We start from the raw sequence: 16,343 nt of genomic DNA, 5'->3' as shown, positions 1-16,343 counted from the left end.
CTTATGTCTCGGACCCACTGGTTTCGCGTTTGCAGCAAATTCTAGCACGGGACTTCATCAGCCGCACCGCGTCTCAACCGCCTTAACCACCCGCCGTGACGGTTGTACGACGGGTGTTGCCGTTACGCCCCAACGGCGGTGGAACGCGCCTTTTTCTTCTTGTCGCCGACCTTCAGGAAATTGACGCCGATCTGGTCGCCATTGACCCAGGCCAGTTCGCAGCGCCGGTACGCAAGTCCCGTGGACGACAGCAGCAGGAAGAATTCCTTCAGATGCAGGCCCTCGACCGAACCGTCGATGGTCAGCTTGGCGCCACTTTCCGAGACGTCCTCCATGGTGCAGTCGCGCCGCCAGGTACCGTCGATTCCCATCATCTGGGCCGGTATCCCGCGTTCGAAAACAACCCGGCTGTTGCCGCGCTGATCCGTCTTTACCGCCATCTGCCCCGCTCCAGCCCGTATTTATCCGGCTGCCTCGCCGCCAGAATAGCGACGTCTTGGCTAACAGCCGGTAAATCGGGCCCGAATCAGGCTTGTGGCGGGCTTTGAGGTGGCGGCACGTTGGCGAGATACCAGTCGCGCAAATGGCTGAGCGCGGGATGCGCCAGCGAGCGCTGGAGATAGGTCCAGATCCGCGGCTGGTGGCGCAGATAATGCGGCTTGCCGTCGCGGCGGTTGAGCCGCGCGAAGGTGCCGAGCAGCCGCGTGTTCCGCTGCGCCGACATGATCGCATAGAGCTCGGCGAAGCCGGCCGCGTCGAAGCTCGCATCATCAGCGCGCCGCGCCTTGATGTAGCGCGACAGCAGCGTCAGCTCGATGTTTTCAGGGACGTCGATGCGGGCGTCCTGGAGCAGCGACACCACGTCGTAGGATTGCGGCCCGAGCACGGTGTCCTGGAAGTCGATAACGCCGACGCGCTCGATGCCGCTGCGCTCCCCGAGCCAGATCAGATTGGGCGAGTGATAGTCGCGGATGATCCAGGTCCTCGGCGTGGCCAGCGGCTTCTTCAGCAGCTCGCGCCACATCGCAAAAAATTCCGCGCGCTTTTCATCGCTCAGCGGCGCGTTGCGATCGGGCAGATACCATTCCGGCATCAATCCGATCTCGATCAGCATCGCTTCGACGTCGAAGACGGGGATGTCGTAGGTCTGCCCATCCAGCGGCAGCGTCTCCGGCAGCGACTTGCCATGCAGCATCGCCAGCACGTCGGTCGCGGCCTCGTAGCGCTCGGCAATCGGGCGCGGCGGATCGCCTTCGATCACGCCCTCGCTGCCGAAGTCTTCCGAGATCAGGAAGCCGTGGTCGAGATCGAAATGATGGATCGCAGGCGCGGAGATTCCTTGCGCGCGCAGACCCTCGTCGATCGCGACGAACGGCCTCACGTTCTCGGCGAGATGCACAGCGGCGCTATAGGACCTCCCATTGTAGAGGGCGGCGCCATCGGGCCGCTGCGGGAAGTTCATGAGGATGACGATCTCGTCGCCGCGCAGCAGCCGCGCATAAGAGCGGGTCGAGGCATCGCCGTTCATGCGCCGTCGCGTTGCATCCATATAGCCGGACGCATCGAGGAATTCCCGTAGCGCCTGCAGCCGCGCGACCTGCGCCGCGCCCTTGCCATAACCGGTGATCTCGACGGCGCGTGCGTTCGAGCCCAGCGCCGGCCGATGCGTCAGTGCGATGTCGATGCGATCCGCCGGCATGGCCGATGGCGCTCGCTCCGGCCATTCGATCAGCACCAGTGTGGCATCCGGCAGCGGCGACAGCCCGATCTCCTCGAGCTCGCTCTCGTCCTCGACGCGGTAGAGGTCGGCATGCATCACCGCGAAGGGCGGCAGCTCGTAGCCCTGCACCAGCGTGAAGGTCGGGCTCGGCACCTCCAGCTCTTCGTCGCCGGCGAGGTAGCGGATCAGCGCGCGCGCGGCCGCGGTCTTGCCGGCGCCGAGATCGCCGGTGAGGGTGATGACATCGCCGGGGCCGACCAGCAGGGCAAGATCGGCCATCAGTTGCGTGGTGGCCGTCTCGTTGTGAAGCGGGACGGAGAGTTTGGTGGGCTCTGTCATTCGGCGGCGTCGCGATGCGCCGCCTGGTCGGTCGGGAAGTCGCAGATCACGACCGTGCCCCGGCCGACGATCGAATCCACCCGCACCTTGCCGCCATGCAGCTCGACGAAGGAGCGCACCAGCGACAGGCCGAGCCCGGCGCCGCGGTGACGCGAGCCCTGCGAGCGGCTTTCGAACCAGTTGAACACCTTGTCCTTCATGTCGGCAGGTATTCCAGGCCCGGAATCTGTCACAGTGAAGACCACACTGCGTTCGGTGCGCCGCGCGCTGATGCCGACGGTGGAATCCTGTGGAGAAAACCCGACGGCGTTGGCGAGGAGGTTATAGAGCACCTGCACCACGCGCTTCTCGTCGCCGACGAAGCTGCCGACATCGGGCGCGATCTCGACCTTGAGGCGGATGCGGTCGGTGGCGAGGCGGTCCTGGATGCCCTCGGCGGCGAGCTCGATGGTCTTGCTGACGTCGACGGGCCCGAGTTCCAGCTTCATCGCGCCGGCATCGATGGTGGCGAGATCGAGGATGTTGTTGGTCAGCGCCAGCAGGGCGTTGGTCGATTTGGTGACGTAGTCGAGATATTCGGCCTGCTTCGGCGTCAGCGGCCCGGTCGAGGGATCGCTGAGGAAATGCGCGAAGCCGATGATGGTGGTGAGCGGCGAGCGCAGCTCGTAGGAGACGTGGTGGACGAAATCCACCTTCATCTGGTCGGCGGCTTCCAGCGCCTCGTTGCGCTCGCGCAGCGCGCGCTCGACATTCTCGGTGTCGGTGATGTCCTGGAACGTCAGCATGGTCGCGCCGTCGGGCAGCGGCCGGATCATGCCGTCCAGCACGCTGCCGTCCTTGCGCTCCAGCTTCAGCGGCACGTCGGCGCGGTTCTCGATCGAGGTGATGGCCTCGCGGATCTGCCGCCAGACCTGCGGCTCGTCGAACAATTGATGACACCAGCCCTCGACGGTCTGGATGTGCGGCTCGTCGCGCATGGCGTCGCTCGACAGCTTCCACATCCGCACGAAGGCCGGGTTGAACAGCTGCGCCTTGCCGTTGCTGCCGAACACCGCGACGCCCTCGGCGAGACTGTCCAGCGTCTCGCGCTGGACGCGGATCATGCCGTCGAAGCGGCGGGCCAGCTCGAGGCTCTCGGTGACGTCGTCGAACAGATAGGTGACGCCGCCTTCCGGGTTCGGCGTGGTGACGACGGAGAGCGCGCGGCCGTCGGGCAGATACCAGGTGTCCTTGGCGGTCTCGACCGCGCGATAGGCCTCGTGCAGCTTGGCCTTCCAGGCGCGGAAATCCGGCTGCTCCGGCAGCTTGCGCGCGGCGCGGAGCTGGTCGAGCACGCTGGAATCATCGGGATTGGCGTCGAGGAAGGTGCGGTCGAGGTCCCACAGCCGGCGGTAGGAATCGTTGTAGAAGGCAAGGCGCCGATGGCCGTCGAACACGGCGACGCCGGAGGAGAGCTGGTCGAGCGTGCGGCGATGCGCCTCCGCCATCCGCACCAAGGCCGAGCTGAGCGCATCCGCCTCGCTGGCATCGATGGCGACGCCGACGCTGCCGCTGCCGACATTGACGGCGCGGACGTCGTACATGCGCCGCTCACCACTGACGACGATCGGCAGCCGCGAGGTGAAGCTGGCGGCATCCTTCAGCCCCCGCTCCATCGCGGTGCGGTCGGCGCTGTCGAGCAGCTCGAGCTTGCGCTCATGGGCGTCGGCGATGCTGGCAGCCTCGGTGGCGCGGACATAGGCCGGATTGGCATAGGTGAGCGCGCCGTTTTCGCCCTTGGCCCAGATCGGCCACGGCGCGGCGGCGGCGAAGCCGCGCAGCATCTCGGTCTCGTCGGAGAGCGCCTTGTAGCGCAGATGGGTCTCGGCGAGATCACGCCGCAGGCCGGAGAGCTCGCGAATCCGGACAATGGCCTGACCGCCGATGGCGCGGCCGATGGCTTCCAGCGTGTGGCCATGCGCGGTGGTCAGCGTCAGCTGGAACCCGTCGCCACGGTCGCGCAGCGCATCGACCGCATGATCCATCTGCAGCGCGGGTTCCGGCGGGAGCCAGGTTCCAAATGCCAGCACGCGCTGCGGCGAGGAATCGCGCGGCAGCACCATCGAGATGTCGCCGGAGATCTGCGCGCGGTTGTCGCCGGCCGGCCAGGAGATCAGGATCTGCGGCTCGGCGAACAGCAGCGCGCCGAAGCGGTCGGCCTGCAGCTGCAGCTCGCCGATCCGCGCGCGCAGCCGCGCCTCGGTCTTCGCCCTGCCCACGCGCGTGCGCATCAGCAGGATCGCGGCCACGACCGAAAAACCGAGCAAGGCCAGCGCGGTGGCGAGCACCGCGAGTTCCTGCCGGTTGAAGTCCAGCAATATGGAGAGGGTGTCGACGAGGTCGGCGGCCTCGGCCGGCGCAGCCGGCAGCAGCGCCGCGAAAGCGCCTCCCAACAAGCTGTTGCGCGCCAACGATGTGCACGACAGCAGCGTCCGACGCATCGACACGATCACGCCTGACATAGTTGCCCCAAGACCGCACGGATTTACGCGCGGCGACCCCCGCCGCACGCGAATCAAAAGACAATACCCCCACCGCGACTCCACCGGTAAGAGTCCAGATCGTGAACGCAAACGCGGCCCGAAAAAAATGCCGGCAGCGCGGTTCCGGATGCACGTAGTTCTTCGGGTGATTCGGCTGGAATTGCCGTGTGTTAGCGGCCGGTGGAGCCGAAGCCGCCGGCACCGCGATCGGTCGCGGACAAGGTCTCCACCGGAACCAGCGCGGCCTGCACCACGGGCGCGATCACCATCTGCGCGATGCGTTCGCCGCGCTTGATCACGAACGGCACTGCGCCGTGGTTGATCAGGATCACCTTAATCTCGCCGCGGTAGTCGGCGTCGATGGTTCCGGGCGAGTTCAGCACCGTGACGCCGTGCTTGGCGGCAAGCCCCGAGCGCGGCCGCACCTGTGCCTCGTGCGCGGGTGGCAGGGCGATCGCAAGGCCGGTCGGCACCAGCGCATATTGGCCGGGCGCGAGCGTCATCGGCTCGGCATCCGGCACCGCGGCCATCAGGTCGAGGCCGGCGGCTTCCGCGGTCTGATAGGACGGCAGCGGCAGGCCCTCGGCATGGGCGAGGCGCTGCAGTTCGACGGTGACCTTCGTGCTCAAGATGCCGGCTCCCGGGATTTGTCGGTCACGCTTCTGGCGATGTGTGCGACCAGTTCGATGGCGACCTGTTCCTTGGTCATCACGGGCCAGGAATCAACTGCAATCTCTCCGCCCTTGCGGCTTAAGAGGTGGACAGTGTTGCGGTCGCCGCCCATCACGCCGGTCGCAGGCGAGACGTCGTTGGCGACGATCCAGTCGCAGCCCTTGCGGGCGAGCTTGGTCTTGGCGTTGTCGATGAGATGCTCGGTCTCCGCGGCAAAGCCGATCACCAGCGGCGGGCGCTTGTCGGTGAGCTTCGAGATCGTGGCGAGGATGTCGGGGTTCTCGACCAGCTGAAGCGGCGGCATGCCGGCTGACGTCTTCTTCAGCTTCTGCTCGCCCTCATTGGCGACGCGCCAGTCGGCGACGGCGGCGGCAAAGATCGCGATGTCGGCGGGCAGTGCCGCCTGGACCTGCTCAAGCATCTGCCGCGCCGACTCCACGTGCTTCACCGTGACGCCAGCGGGATCGTCGAGATCGACCGGGCCGCTCACCAGAATCACCTCGGCGCCCGCGGCCTGCGCCGCGGCGGCGATGGCAAAGCCCTGCTTGCCGGAGGAGCGGTTGGCGATGTAGCGCACCGGATCGATCGGCTCGTGGGTCGGACCTGCGGTGATCAGCACGCGCTTGCCGGCGAGCGGTTTCGGCACCGGCGGCCGCAGCAACCGCTCGGCGGCATTGGCGATCTCGATCGCTTCCGACATGCGGCCGACACCGGCCTCGCCCGCCTCCGCCATCTCGCCGGAATTTGGCCCGACCAGCACCACGCCGTCGCGCTGAAGCTGTGCAAGGTTGCGCCGAGTCGCGGCGTTGTTCCACATCAGCGGGTTCATCGCCGGTGCCAGCAGGATCTTTCTGTTGGTGGCGAGCAGGATGGCGCTGGCGAGATCGTCGGCATGGCCGTTCGCCATCTTCGCCATCAGATCGGCGGTCGCCGGTGCCACCACGATCAAGTCGCAGCCGCGGGCGAGACGGATATGGCCGGCGTCGAACTCGCTCTGGGGGTCGAACAGGTCGGTGTAGACGCGCTCATGCGAGAGTGCGCTCACCGCCAGCGGCGTGACGAACTGCTGCGCGGCCTTGGTCAGCACGCAGCGGACCTCGACACGGCGCTCCTTCAGCCTTCGGATCAGGTCGAGCGACTTATAGGCCGCAATCCCGCCGCCGATGATCAGGGTGACGCTGGCCTCGGGAGCAGCGCCCGTGCGCTGGGGCGTCGGGGCGGTGGACTGTGCCGGGGGCGCCGAAAACGGCGTCAGCGGCTCCTCGCGGCCCTCGATCAGTTCCCGCAGGATGACCCGGACCTCTTCCTCGACCGACCTGCGGTTCTTGGCCGAGCGCAGCCGCAAATAGGTTTTGACGGCATCGTCGAGCTTGCGGATGGTCAGGCTTGCCATGACGCCCCTCCAGCACGGAATGATAGCGATGCTATCACTCGTATGATTGCAGTGCAATCATAGATTCCGGACGGCGATCAGGATCCCGATGAAGGTCGCGGCGATGATCCAGAGCGCCACGGTGCGCCAGCGGTTCTTGCGGCCCTCGCTGCGGCCCATGGCCGCAATGCTCTCCGGCGACAGCCGCAGGCCCTCCCGCGTCATGGTCTCGAGCTGCTCGAGCACCACGACGGAGCGCTGCGCGATGTCGGGCAGGCGCATCAGCACGCGCGCGAGCTCGCCGGTGCCGGACAGCGCGCCCTGCACCCGGCCGATCGGGCCGAGATTGCGTTCGATCCATTCGCGCACCACGGGGTCGGCGACCTTCCAGATGTCGAGCTTGGGATTGAAGCCGCGCGCCACGCCTTCGACGACGACCATGGTCTTCTGCAGCAGGATCAGCTCGGGCCGCGTCGTCATGTCGAACAGCCCGGTGACCTCGAGCAGCAGCGTCAGCAGCCGCGCCATCGAGATCTCCTCGGCGGTGCGGTTGTGAATGGGCTCGCCGATGGCGCGGATGGCTTGCGCGAAATTCTCGACCGAATGGTGCGCGGGCACATAGCCCGCCTCGAAATGCACTTCCGCCACGCGGCGATAGTCGCGGGTGATGAAGCCAAGCAGGATCTCGGCGAGGAAGCGCCGCTCCTTCATCCCCAGCCGGCCCATGATGCCGAAATCGACCGCAACGAGGCGGCCAGCGTCATCGAGGAACAAATTGCCCGGATGCATGTCGGCGTGGAAGAAGCCGTCGCGCAATGCGTGGCGCAGAAAGCTCTGGATCACCTTGCGGCCGAGATCGGGCAGGTCGACCTGCGCCTCTTGCAGGCGCTTGTGATCGTTCAGCGCGATGCCGTCGATCCATTCCATCGTCAGCACGTTGTGCGTGGTGCGGTCCCAGTCGACGGTCGGCACGCGAAAATCAGGATCGTCGCCTGTGTTCTCCGCCATCTCCGACATTGCAGCCGCTTCCAGCCGCAGGTCCATCTCCATCGCGACCGAGCGCGACATGGTGTTGATGACCTCGATCAGGCGCAGCCGCCGCGCCTCGGCCGAATAGGTCTCGGCCTTGTGCGCAACGTAGAAGAAATCGGAGAGGTCGCGGCGGAATCGCGCGGCCACGTTGGGCCGCAGCACCTTGACCGCAACAGGCTTGCGAACACCGTCGCGCGACACCTCGCCGCGATGCACCTGTGCGATCGAGGCTGCCGCGACCGGCGGGCCGAGACTCGCGAATACGTCCGTCAGCGGACGCTCCAGCGAGCTCGCGATCACGGCTTCCGCTTCGGCTTGCGAGAACGGCGGCAGCCGATCCTGAAGGCTTTCCAGGTCACGCGCGATGACGACGCCGACGACGTCGGGACGCGTCGCCAGAAACTGCCCGAGCTTGAGATAGGCCGGGCCCATCCGGGTCAGCGCGCGCGTCAGCCGTGGTCCGTGCTTTGGACCGCGCCGTTCGACGAGGCGCGCAAGCTTCAGCGCGAGCTGGCCTGGCGGCGGCACGAGGCTCGGATCGACGGAACCGAACACGCCCTCGCGCGCGAACACGAGCGCGGCGCGGATCAGGCGCGAAATGTGGGTGAAAGCAGAGATCACAAACGCCAGCCCGAATGCAGTGCGACGATGCCGCCGGAGAGTGTCTGCCAGCTCACACGGGAAAAGCCGGCTTCGCGGATCATGTCGGCGAAGGCGGCAGGCTTCGGAAACTTGCGGATCGATTCGACGAGATATTGGTAGGACTCGGCGTCGCCCGTGACCATGCGGCCGAGCGGCGGGATCACCTTGAACGAGAACAGATCATAGAGCTTGTCGAGCCCGGGCATCTCGACGGTGGAGAATTCCAGGCACAGGAAGCGACTGCCGGGCCTCAGCACGCGATAGGCCTCGCGCAGCGCAGGGTTGATCTGCGGCACGTTGCGAATGCCGAAAGCGATCGTATAGGCGTCGAAGCTGCGGTCGGCGAAGGCGAGCGCCTCGGCGTTGCCTTCGACGAAATCGACCTGGGTCTCGAGATGGCGCTTGGCGGCGCGCTCGCGCCCCACCGCGAGCATATCGGAATTGATGTCGCAGACCGTGGCGTGGAAGCCGGGGCCGGCCGCCTTGGCGGCACGGAACGAGATGTCGCCGGTGCCGCCGGCGACGTCGAGCAAGGCGAACGGCCGGTCGCTCCTCGGCGGGTCCAGCGCGTTGATCATGATGTCCTTCCAGACCCGGTGCAGGCCGCCGGACATCAAATCGTTCATCAAGTCATAGCGCGACGCCACGCTGTGAAACACATCGTTCACCAGCGTCTGCTTGTCCCCCAGGGGGACGTCTTTGAAGCCAAAATGCGTGGTTTCGCCCGGCCGATCCATTACTCTACTCCACGAGGCGGACCATAGCGCGGCCGCCGCAATGGCGCTATCACACCGCCCTCATAAGGTGAATGCCTGACCATGCCTGAATTGCCCGAAGTCGAGACCGTCCGCCGCGGCCTTCAGCCCGTCATGGAGGGTGCGAAGATCGTCGTCGCGGAGGCCCGCCGGCCGGATCTGCGCTTTCCGTTCCAGCCGGACTTCGTGGCCCGGCTCCAGGGGCAGGTCGTCACGGGGCTTGGCCGCCGGGCAAAATATCTCATGGCCGATCTCGCCTCCGGCGACGTGTTGCTGATGCATCTGGGCATGTCGGGCTCGTTCCGCGTCATCAAGCCGGATAACGGCACGGTGCTCGGCGAGTTTCACTATCCGAAGGGCAAGGACTCCGCGCACGACCACGTGCTGTTTCGGATGTCCTCGGGCGCCGACATCGTCTTCAACGATCCGCGCCGCTTCGGTTACATGAAAGTGATCGCGCGCAACGCGCTCGAGGACGAGCCGCTGTTGCGCGGGCTCGGTCCCGAGCCGCTCGGCAACGCGTTCGACGCCGCGATGCTGGCCCGGTCCTGCGAAGGCAAGAAGACGAATCTGAAGGCCGCGCTGCTCGATCAGCGCGTAGTGGCCGGCCTTGGCAACATCTATGTCTGCGAGGCGCTGCACCGCTCGCATCTGTCGCCGCGTCGGATCGCGGCAACGCTGTCGACCAGGAAGGGCGAGCCGACCGATCATGCAAAGCGACTGGTTGGTGCGATCCACACCGTGCTGAACGATGCGATCAAGGCCGGCGGCTCCAGCCTGCGCGATCACCGCCAGACCTCGGGTGAGCTCGGCTATTTCCAGCATTCGTTCAAGGTCTATGACCGCGAAGGCGAGAAATGCACGACGCCGCGCTGCGGCGGCACGATCAAGCGCTTTACCCAGAACGGCCGGTCGACCTTCTGGTGCGCGAAATGTCAGAAGTGAGTGTGAAGGTCGAAGCCTGAAAGCGCGAACTCGTAGCCCGGATGGAGCGAAGCAATCCGGCCGGGCTGGGGGCCGGATTGCTTCGTCGCTGGGGCCTTTCCGGATGGAGAAGGGCCGGCTGCCGTCTGAGCGATCGCCCTGCTCAGGTCGCCAGGGTCGTGGTCTCGTCTGCCGCAAGCTCGGCGGCGACGTGCAGCATGCCGTCCGCAACCGAGATGTCCTGGTCGATCAGGACATTGGTCGTGGCTTCGAGCTCGAGCCGGGTCTCGATCCAGCGCCAGAGGCCGCGGATCTCGTCTGCCGATTTGCCGTTCGGCGCGAATTCGCTCACCGCGAGGCCGCTGGCGAGCGAGTCCTGGTGGTCGTTGCGCATCACGATCAGCGGGCGCGCGAGCACATCAGTGAGATCGAGCGCCGCTTCCTCGGCGAGGCTGTTCGCGGCGTTGTCGATGCGCTGGCCGCGGATCGGCGTCTGGTTCAGCACGAAGCTGTAGGGACGCTTCCAGGCGCGCGCGACGCTCAGCGTCGAGATGGTCGCCTCGATGTCGGCGACGCTCGGGCGGGCCGGGATCAGGCAGAGGTCGGAATGGCGGATCGCGGCGGTGGTGGCGGCGGAAAGGCCGGCCGCGGTGTCGACGATCGCGAGCTGGAGGCCGCTGTCGGCCAGCATCTTCAGGCGCGGCGCGATATCGGCGGCGTGATAGATCGGCTCGACCACAAGATCGTCGGTGGTGCGGCGGCGCTGCCAGTTGGAGAGGGTGCCCTGCGGGTCGGTCTCGATCAGTCGGACGGTGAAGCCGGCCTGCTTGGCTGCCAGCGCGAGGCCGATGGCAAGCGTGCTCTTGCCACTGCCGCCCTTTTGGGTGGCCAGTACGATCGTGTGCATTTGAAGTTCAATCCTTTGGAGTGCTGGGTCAGGGATACGCCACGCGAACGTGCATCGCTTCTGGATGCTGAGCTCTTCTCGCTCAGGACGTGCCGGCCCGATCCAAAGGGAGGATCGCGGAGGTCCGAATCAACGGTAACGATGATGGCGGAATCGGGAATGCCAGCTAACCCGTACCAATACTGGACCCGTAGTGGTACGTATGATGTGCTCGCCACCGTAAATAGAAAGGGCAGGCGAGATGAGCGGCAACTGGCGCGACCGGACGGCAACCACCTTTGACTGCCAGAAGATGCCGGTGGTCTCGAGTCGCGGCATGGTGGTCAGCAACCATCCGCTTGCCTCCAGTGCCGGTGCGGAGATGCTGGCCGCCGGCGGCAACGCCATCGATGCCGCGATCGCAACCCTGTTCACGCTGACCGTGGTCGAGCCGATGATGGTCGGCATCATCGGCGGCGGCATGGCGCATATCCGGCTCGCTGACGGCAGCCATCGCTTCATCGATGGCCAGAGCACGGTGCCATCGGCCGTTCACGACACCACGTACACCTCGAAGCCAGGTTCGGCGCATGACGTGTTCGACACTGTCGGCAACGAGAATCTCAACGGCCCGAAAGCGGTTGCCACGCCGGGCTCGCTGAAGGCCTGGTGCGAGACGCTGCAAAGGTTCGGCACCATGAGCCTTGCCGACGTCATGCAGCCCGCCATCAAGTATGCCGCGCGCGGCTATGCGGCGACGCCGTACCTGCACGAATGCATCAGCGAGTGCGCGGCCGAGATGCGCAAGGACAAGCCGATCGCGGCGGTCTTTCTGCCTGATGGCGAGCCGCTGAAGGTCGGCGAGCGCGTGGTGCAATCGGAATATGCCGAGACGCTGCGCACTATCGCCGATCACGGCGGGACAGCGCTCTACGAGGGGCCGCTCGGCGACATCCTCGTCGACTACATGGAGAAGGCCGGCGGCTTCATCCGCCGCAACGATCTCACCGGTTACAAGACCGTCGAGCGGCAGCCGATCCGCGCCGACTATCGCGGCTGGACCATTTTGGGCCCGCCGCCGCCCGCGGCGTCTGGCGTGCATATCGCGCAGATGCTGAACATCCTGGAAGGCTACGACATCGAAGGCCTCGGCTTCGGCACGCCGGAGACGATCCACTATCTTGCCGAGGTCCTGAAGATCGCCTTCGCCGATCGCGCTGCCGCCAGCGGCGATCCTGACTATGTCGGCGTGCCCGTGGAGAGGCTGACCTCGAAAGCCTATGCCGAGGAGCGCCGCCGTGCGATCGATCCGGCACGGGCGCAGGCCTGGAGCGCCGGCGTGTCCCAGCTCGAAGGCGCGCACACCACGCACATGACGGCGGCAGATAGCTTCGGCAACGTGGTTGCGACCACGCAGACCATCAACAATCTGTTCGGCGCCAAGATCATGATCCCGGGCCTTGGGGCCGTCGCCAACAATTACATGAACCTGTTCGATCCGCGGCCGGGCCATGCGCTGTCGCTGGCGCCGGGCAAGCGCGTCACCACCTCGATGTCGCCAATGATGGCGCTGAATGGTGGCAAGCTGCGCTTTGCGTTGGGGCTGCCCGGAGGAAAGCGCATCTTCCCGAGCGCGATGCAGGCGCTGGTCAATCTGATCGACCACGGCATGAGCCTGCAGGAGGCGGTCGAGGCGCCCCGGGTCTGGACCGAGGGCAACGCGCTCGAGGTCGAGCTGAAGGTGCCGGAGAGCGTTCGCGTCAAACTCGCGGCGCTCGGCCACAAGGTGCAGCCCGTGGCGACCGTCGCCGGCGGCATGAATGCAATCGCGTTCGACGACGACGGCACCATGACCGGCGCCGCCTGCTGGCGCGCGGATGGCACGCCGGTCGGGATTTCGGGTGGGCTTGCGAAGGCCGGGGTCAGGTTCAGGCTGAGCTAGCTCTCGTGCCCCGGACGCGGCGCAGCACCATAAGCGCGTTCACGCGCGTCTTCGACGCGCTATGGTGATGCGCTGCAGAGCCGGGGCCCAGAGAGCTACTTGCACCGAATTTGCGGATGCATGGGTCCCGGCTCGGCGGAGCGGCATTTCATGCCGCTCCGCGTCCGGGACACGAGAGAAGCGCTATCCTCGCTGATCGCTACTTCCGCACGCAGATCACGCGCACGACGGCGGCTTTCGCGTCCGCCGATGTGCCGTTCGCGATCACGCCATTCGCTTTCAGGAAATCGCGCGCCGTCTCCGCGGAGACCATCACCGCCTGTGACGCCGGCACCGACGTCGCGGGCCCCGCGACCATCGCCGGCTTCAGCAGCGCGACGCCGGCGAACTTGCCGTCGCCGTCGATCGCGGGACCACCGGAGAAGCCGACCGCCGGTGGCGGCGACAGCGCGGAATCGCTTGATGTGACCGGCGCCAGCGCGCCCTTGACGCTCGACACGCCGGCCGCGCCGCCCTGGCTCTGCGGATCGGCGATGCCGATGACATCGACGCTCGTCTTCGCTGCGCCACTGGTGAGGCCGAGCGGCTTCAGGCCCCGCGCGCCATAGATGTGCAGCAGCGCGAGATCGTGCTCCTTGTCCTCGGCGAGGCGGTCGGCGCTGCCGAAGCCCGCGATGGTGATCGCCAGGCAGCTGTCGGTGACGAGGCGGTCGGCCAGAATCGCGCCGTCATCGCTGACGACGATGCCGGTGCCGTATTCGACATTCTTGCGCGGCGGCGGTCCGGCCATCGGGGTGGATGGAAACGCATTGAACGCGCTCGACATCGCGATCACGACCGGCTCGACCGTATTCTCCATCGCCTGGTCGTAGAGGATCGTCATGATGCGGACCTCGTCGCCTTTGAAGGTGCCGCGCACGTAGAACTTCTTCAGGCCCTGCAAGCCCGACAGCACGAAGAAGTCGGGCTTCACCACGGTGTAGTCGACCTTGCGGCCGGCGGGTTCCTTCTTCTCGGCCTCCGCGAGCTTTGCGGTGGTCGGGTTCGCCTCCTTGCGGCGGCTCAGCAGCACCTGCACGGTTCCGGTCGGCGAGATCCATTTCGAGCCGTTGGCGTCGGTCGCCTGCTGCGGCACCAGCTTTGAGGGAATGCCGAGCCGCGCGCCGCTGGTCATCTCGGTCACGATCTTCCAGCCGACGCCGTCCTGCTTCCGCCGCGCCGTCTCGGCGAGCGCGGCGCGTTCCTGCGGGTTGAGCACGCCGGTCGGCTTGCCGCCCTTTTTCTTCTGGTACTCCTTGATGGCGTTGACCATGCGCTCGCTGACATCGCCGGTGATGGCGCCGTTATATTCCCCGACCCAGGCGAGGTCGGACTGCAGCGACAGGCGCTCGGCCTGCGCCATGGCATCGGCGGTTTCCGACGCCGTTTGCAGTGCGGGCGGCTTGATCGGAACGGTCTGGACCGGCTTCGGCTTGGTGCCGGGGACCTGCGGCGCCGTCATCTGGGCGTTCGCGCCTGTGGCGGCCGCCAACATCATTGTTGCCGCAAGCATCGATCTCATGACAAATCCAGCCAGCCCATTGAACGCAATGCCATTCAAGCACATCTCGTTGGTCGCGAACAATGTTGCGGTGGTTCAGGAGTAAGAGAAGGTGCTGAGCCCGGACGAACTCGAACGCTATGCCCGCCATATCGTGCTGCGCGATGTCGGTGGTCCCGGTCAGGCCGCGCTGAAAAGGGCCTCCGTGCTGGTGGTTGGCGCCGGCGGGCTCGGCGCGCCCGCCCTGATGTATCTGGCCGCCGCCGGCGTCGGCACGCTCGGCGTGGTCGACGACGACGTGGTGTCGCTGTCCAACCTGCAGCGCCAGGTCATCCACACGACGCCCGACATCGGCCGGCACAAGGTCGAGAGCGCCGCCGAGCGCATCGCGGCGCTGAATCCGCATGTCCGTTTCGTCGGCCACGCCACCTGGCTCAACGCCGACAACGCGCTCTGCCTGATCGGCGATTACGACCTCGTGCTCGACGGCTCCGACAATTTCTCGACGCGTTATCTCGTCTCCGATGCCTGCTTCTTCGCCAAGCGCCCGCTGATCACGGCGGCGCTCGGCACTTTCGACGGCTCGCTCACCACCATCCGCGCGCACGAGACGAATGAGCAGGGCGAGTTCAATCCGACCTATCGCTGCCTGTTCCCGGAGGCGCCGCCGCCCGGCACCGTGCCGGCCTGCGCCGAGGCCGGCGTCATGGGCGCGCTGGCCGGCGTGCTCGGCTCGATGATGGCACTGGAGGCGATCCGCGAGATCGTCGGCTTCGGCGACGGCCTGGTCGGCCGCCTCCTGATGATCGATGCACGCGCGATGCGCTTCGAGACGCTGCGCTATGCGCGCGATCCAGCCAATCCGCTCAATGGCGACGGGCCTGTGTTCGATGATCTAAGCATCCATCGCGAGTAGCGTGCGGCACCCTACAGCATGCTCGGCAGCACGCGATCCGGCGGCTTGTGGGCGTCGAGGAAGGTGCGGATGTTGATGATCACCTTCTCGCCCATCTCGACGCGGCCTTCGATCGTGGCCGAGCCCATATGCGGCATCAGTATCACCTTGCCGGCTTTCGCAAGCCGCACCAGCTTCGGATTGACCGCGGGCTCGTGCTCATAGACGTCGAGGGCGGCGCCGCCGATCTCGCCCCCTTCGATCAGCTTGATCAGCGTGTCCTCGTCGGTCACCTCGCCGCGCGCGGTGTTGACGATATAGGCGTCCTTGCGGATTAGCTTCAGCCGCCGCGCCGAGAGCAGGTGATAGGTCGCCGGCGTGTGCGGACAGTTCACCGAGATGATGTCCATCCGCGCCAGCATCTGGTCGAGGCTTTCCCAATAGGTCGCGCCCAGCTCCTCGGCGATCTTCGGCGCCACGGGACGGCGGTTGTGATAGTGGATTTGCAGGCCGAAGGCGCGGGCGCGGCGCGCTACCGCCTGGCCGATGCGGCCCATGCCGACGATGCCGAGACGTTTTCCCCCAATGCGGTGGCCGAGCATCCAGGTCGGCGACCAGCCGGGCCACGGTTTTCCTTCGGTCAGGATCGAGGCGCCTTCGATCATCCGACGCGGCACGGCCAGGATCAGCGCCATGGTCATGTCGGCGGTGTCTTCGGTCAGAACTTTTGGCGTGTTGGTGACGGTGATGCCGCGGGCATGCGCGGCCTCGACGTCGATATTGTCGACGCCGTTGCCGAAATTGGCGATCAGGCGCAGCTTGCAGTCGGGCTGGTTGACGACGTCGGCGGTGATGTGGTCGGTCACGGTCGGAACCAGCACGTCGGCGGTGCGCGCGGCTTCCGCGATCTGCTCAGGCGACATCGGCGTGTCGTCGAGATTGATCCGCGCGTCGAACAGCTCGCGCATCCGCGTCTCGATCGAATCCGGCAGCTTGCGCGTCACCACGACGAGGGGCTTTTTCTTCACCGACATGTCCTGCTCTCATGAGGCGCCGCACGCCGCCTCTGTCGCCAAAGGCCGGTCGTTCAGGCCTCATTAAC

General features: G+C 66.3%; 13 protein-coding genes. 3 read left to right on the top strand and 10 right to left on the bottom strand.

Annotated elements, in window-relative coordinates:
- Positions 1-122: 122 nt before the first annotated feature.
- The 7 genes from JQ635_RS18490 to ubiE all read right to left on the bottom strand — a co-directional run bounded on the left by JQ635_RS18490 (position 123) and on the right by ubiE (position 9,036).
- The gene (locus JQ635_RS18490; protein ID WP_211411264.1) at positions 123-440 is read right to left on the bottom strand and encodes a PilZ domain-containing protein; all 318 of its coding nucleotides are present in this window, start codon (positions 438-440) and stop codon (positions 123-125) included.
- An 86-nt stretch (positions 441-526) separates the two neighbouring features.
- Positions 527-2,059 carry a tRNA (adenosine(37)-N6)-threonylcarbamoyltransferase complex ATPase subunit type 1 TsaE gene (gene tsaE / locus JQ635_RS18485; RefSeq protein WP_211411263.1) on the bottom strand — a complete coding sequence of 511 codons (1,533 nt, stop codon included), beginning with the start codon at positions 2,057-2,059 and terminating at the stop codon, positions 527-529.
- Positions 2,056-4,560, bottom strand: coding sequence for a sensor histidine kinase (locus JQ635_RS18480; protein ID WP_211411262.1), 2,505 nt, complete (start codon positions 4,558-4,560; stop codon positions 2,056-2,058). Before JQ635_RS18480 ends, tsaE begins: the two co-directional genes overlap by 4 nt.
- Positions 4,561-4,751: 191 nt before the next feature.
- Entirely contained in the window at positions 4,752-5,210 is a 459-nt protein-coding gene (dut, locus tag JQ635_RS18475) for a dUTP diphosphatase (protein WP_211411261.1), read from the bottom strand.
- Complete coding sequence (gene coaBC / locus JQ635_RS18470; RefSeq protein WP_211411260.1) at positions 5,207-6,646, bottom strand: bifunctional phosphopantothenoylcysteine decarboxylase/phosphopantothenate--cysteine ligase CoaBC; 1,440 nt, start codon at positions 6,644-6,646, stop codon at positions 5,207-5,209. Before coaBC ends, dut begins: the two co-directional genes overlap by 4 nt.
- Positions 6,647-6,703: 57 nt before the next feature.
- Entirely contained in the window at positions 6,704-8,278 is a 1,575-nt protein-coding gene (gene ubiB / locus JQ635_RS18465) for a 2-polyprenylphenol 6-hydroxylase (protein WP_211411259.1), read from the bottom strand.
- Positions 8,275-9,036, bottom strand: a complete 762-nt coding sequence (gene ubiE, locus JQ635_RS18460; protein ID WP_211411258.1) for a bifunctional demethylmenaquinone methyltransferase/2-methoxy-6-polyprenyl-1,4-benzoquinol methylase UbiE — start codon at positions 9,034-9,036, stop codon at positions 8,275-8,277. Before ubiE ends, ubiB begins: the two co-directional genes overlap by 4 nt.
- Before the next feature lie 81 nt (positions 9,037-9,117).
- Here ubiE and mutM point away from each other — a divergent pair, with 81 nt between their 5' ends.
- Positions 9,118-9,999, top strand: coding sequence for a bifunctional DNA-formamidopyrimidine glycosylase/DNA-(apurinic or apyrimidinic site) lyase (gene mutM / locus JQ635_RS18455; RefSeq protein ID WP_211411257.1), 882 nt, complete (start codon positions 9,118-9,120; stop codon positions 9,997-9,999).
- Between the two features lie 142 nt (positions 10,000-10,141).
- On the opposite strand, the gene JQ635_RS18450 is transcribed toward mutM, so the two are convergent.
- On the bottom strand, positions 10,142-10,885 hold the full coding sequence (locus JQ635_RS18450) for a ParA family protein (RefSeq protein WP_211411256.1): 744 nt from the start codon (positions 10,883-10,885) through the stop codon (positions 10,142-10,144).
- Positions 10,886-11,126: 241 nt separating this feature from the next.
- Here JQ635_RS18450 and ggt point away from each other — a divergent pair, with 241 nt between their 5' ends.
- Entirely contained in the window at positions 11,127-12,806 is a 1,680-nt protein-coding gene (gene ggt / locus JQ635_RS18445; RefSeq protein WP_211411255.1) for a gamma-glutamyltransferase, read from the top strand.
- A 199-nt stretch (positions 12,807-13,005) separates the two neighbouring features.
- Here the strand turns inward: ggt and JQ635_RS18440 are convergent, their stop codons facing one another.
- Complete coding sequence (locus JQ635_RS18440) at positions 13,006-14,367, bottom strand: serine protease (protein ID WP_211411254.1); 1,362 nt, start codon at positions 14,365-14,367, stop codon at positions 13,006-13,008.
- Between the two features lie 91 nt (positions 14,368-14,458).
- On the opposite strand from JQ635_RS18440, the gene JQ635_RS18435 reads away from it, so the two are divergent.
- Complete coding sequence (locus JQ635_RS18435) at positions 14,459-15,262, top strand: HesA/MoeB/ThiF family protein (protein ID WP_211411253.1); 804 nt, start codon at positions 14,459-14,461, stop codon at positions 15,260-15,262.
- Positions 15,263-15,273: 11 nt separating this feature from the next.
- Here the strand turns inward: JQ635_RS18435 and JQ635_RS18430 are convergent, their stop codons facing one another.
- Positions 15,274-16,275 carry a 2-hydroxyacid dehydrogenase gene (locus tag JQ635_RS18430; RefSeq protein WP_211411252.1) on the bottom strand — a complete coding sequence of 334 codons (1,002 nt, stop codon included), beginning with the start codon at positions 16,273-16,275 and terminating at the stop codon, positions 15,274-15,276.
- Between the last annotated feature and the right edge of the window lie 68 nt (positions 16,276-16,343).

It is taken from the genome of Bradyrhizobium iriomotense (assembly GCF_018130765.1).
Lineage (GTDB): Bacteria > Pseudomonadota > Alphaproteobacteria > Rhizobiales > Xanthobacteraceae > Bradyrhizobium > Bradyrhizobium iriomotense_A.
The sequence above is the reverse complement of the archived record's forward strand: the minus strand, read 5'-3'. Positions and strand labels throughout refer to the sequence as shown.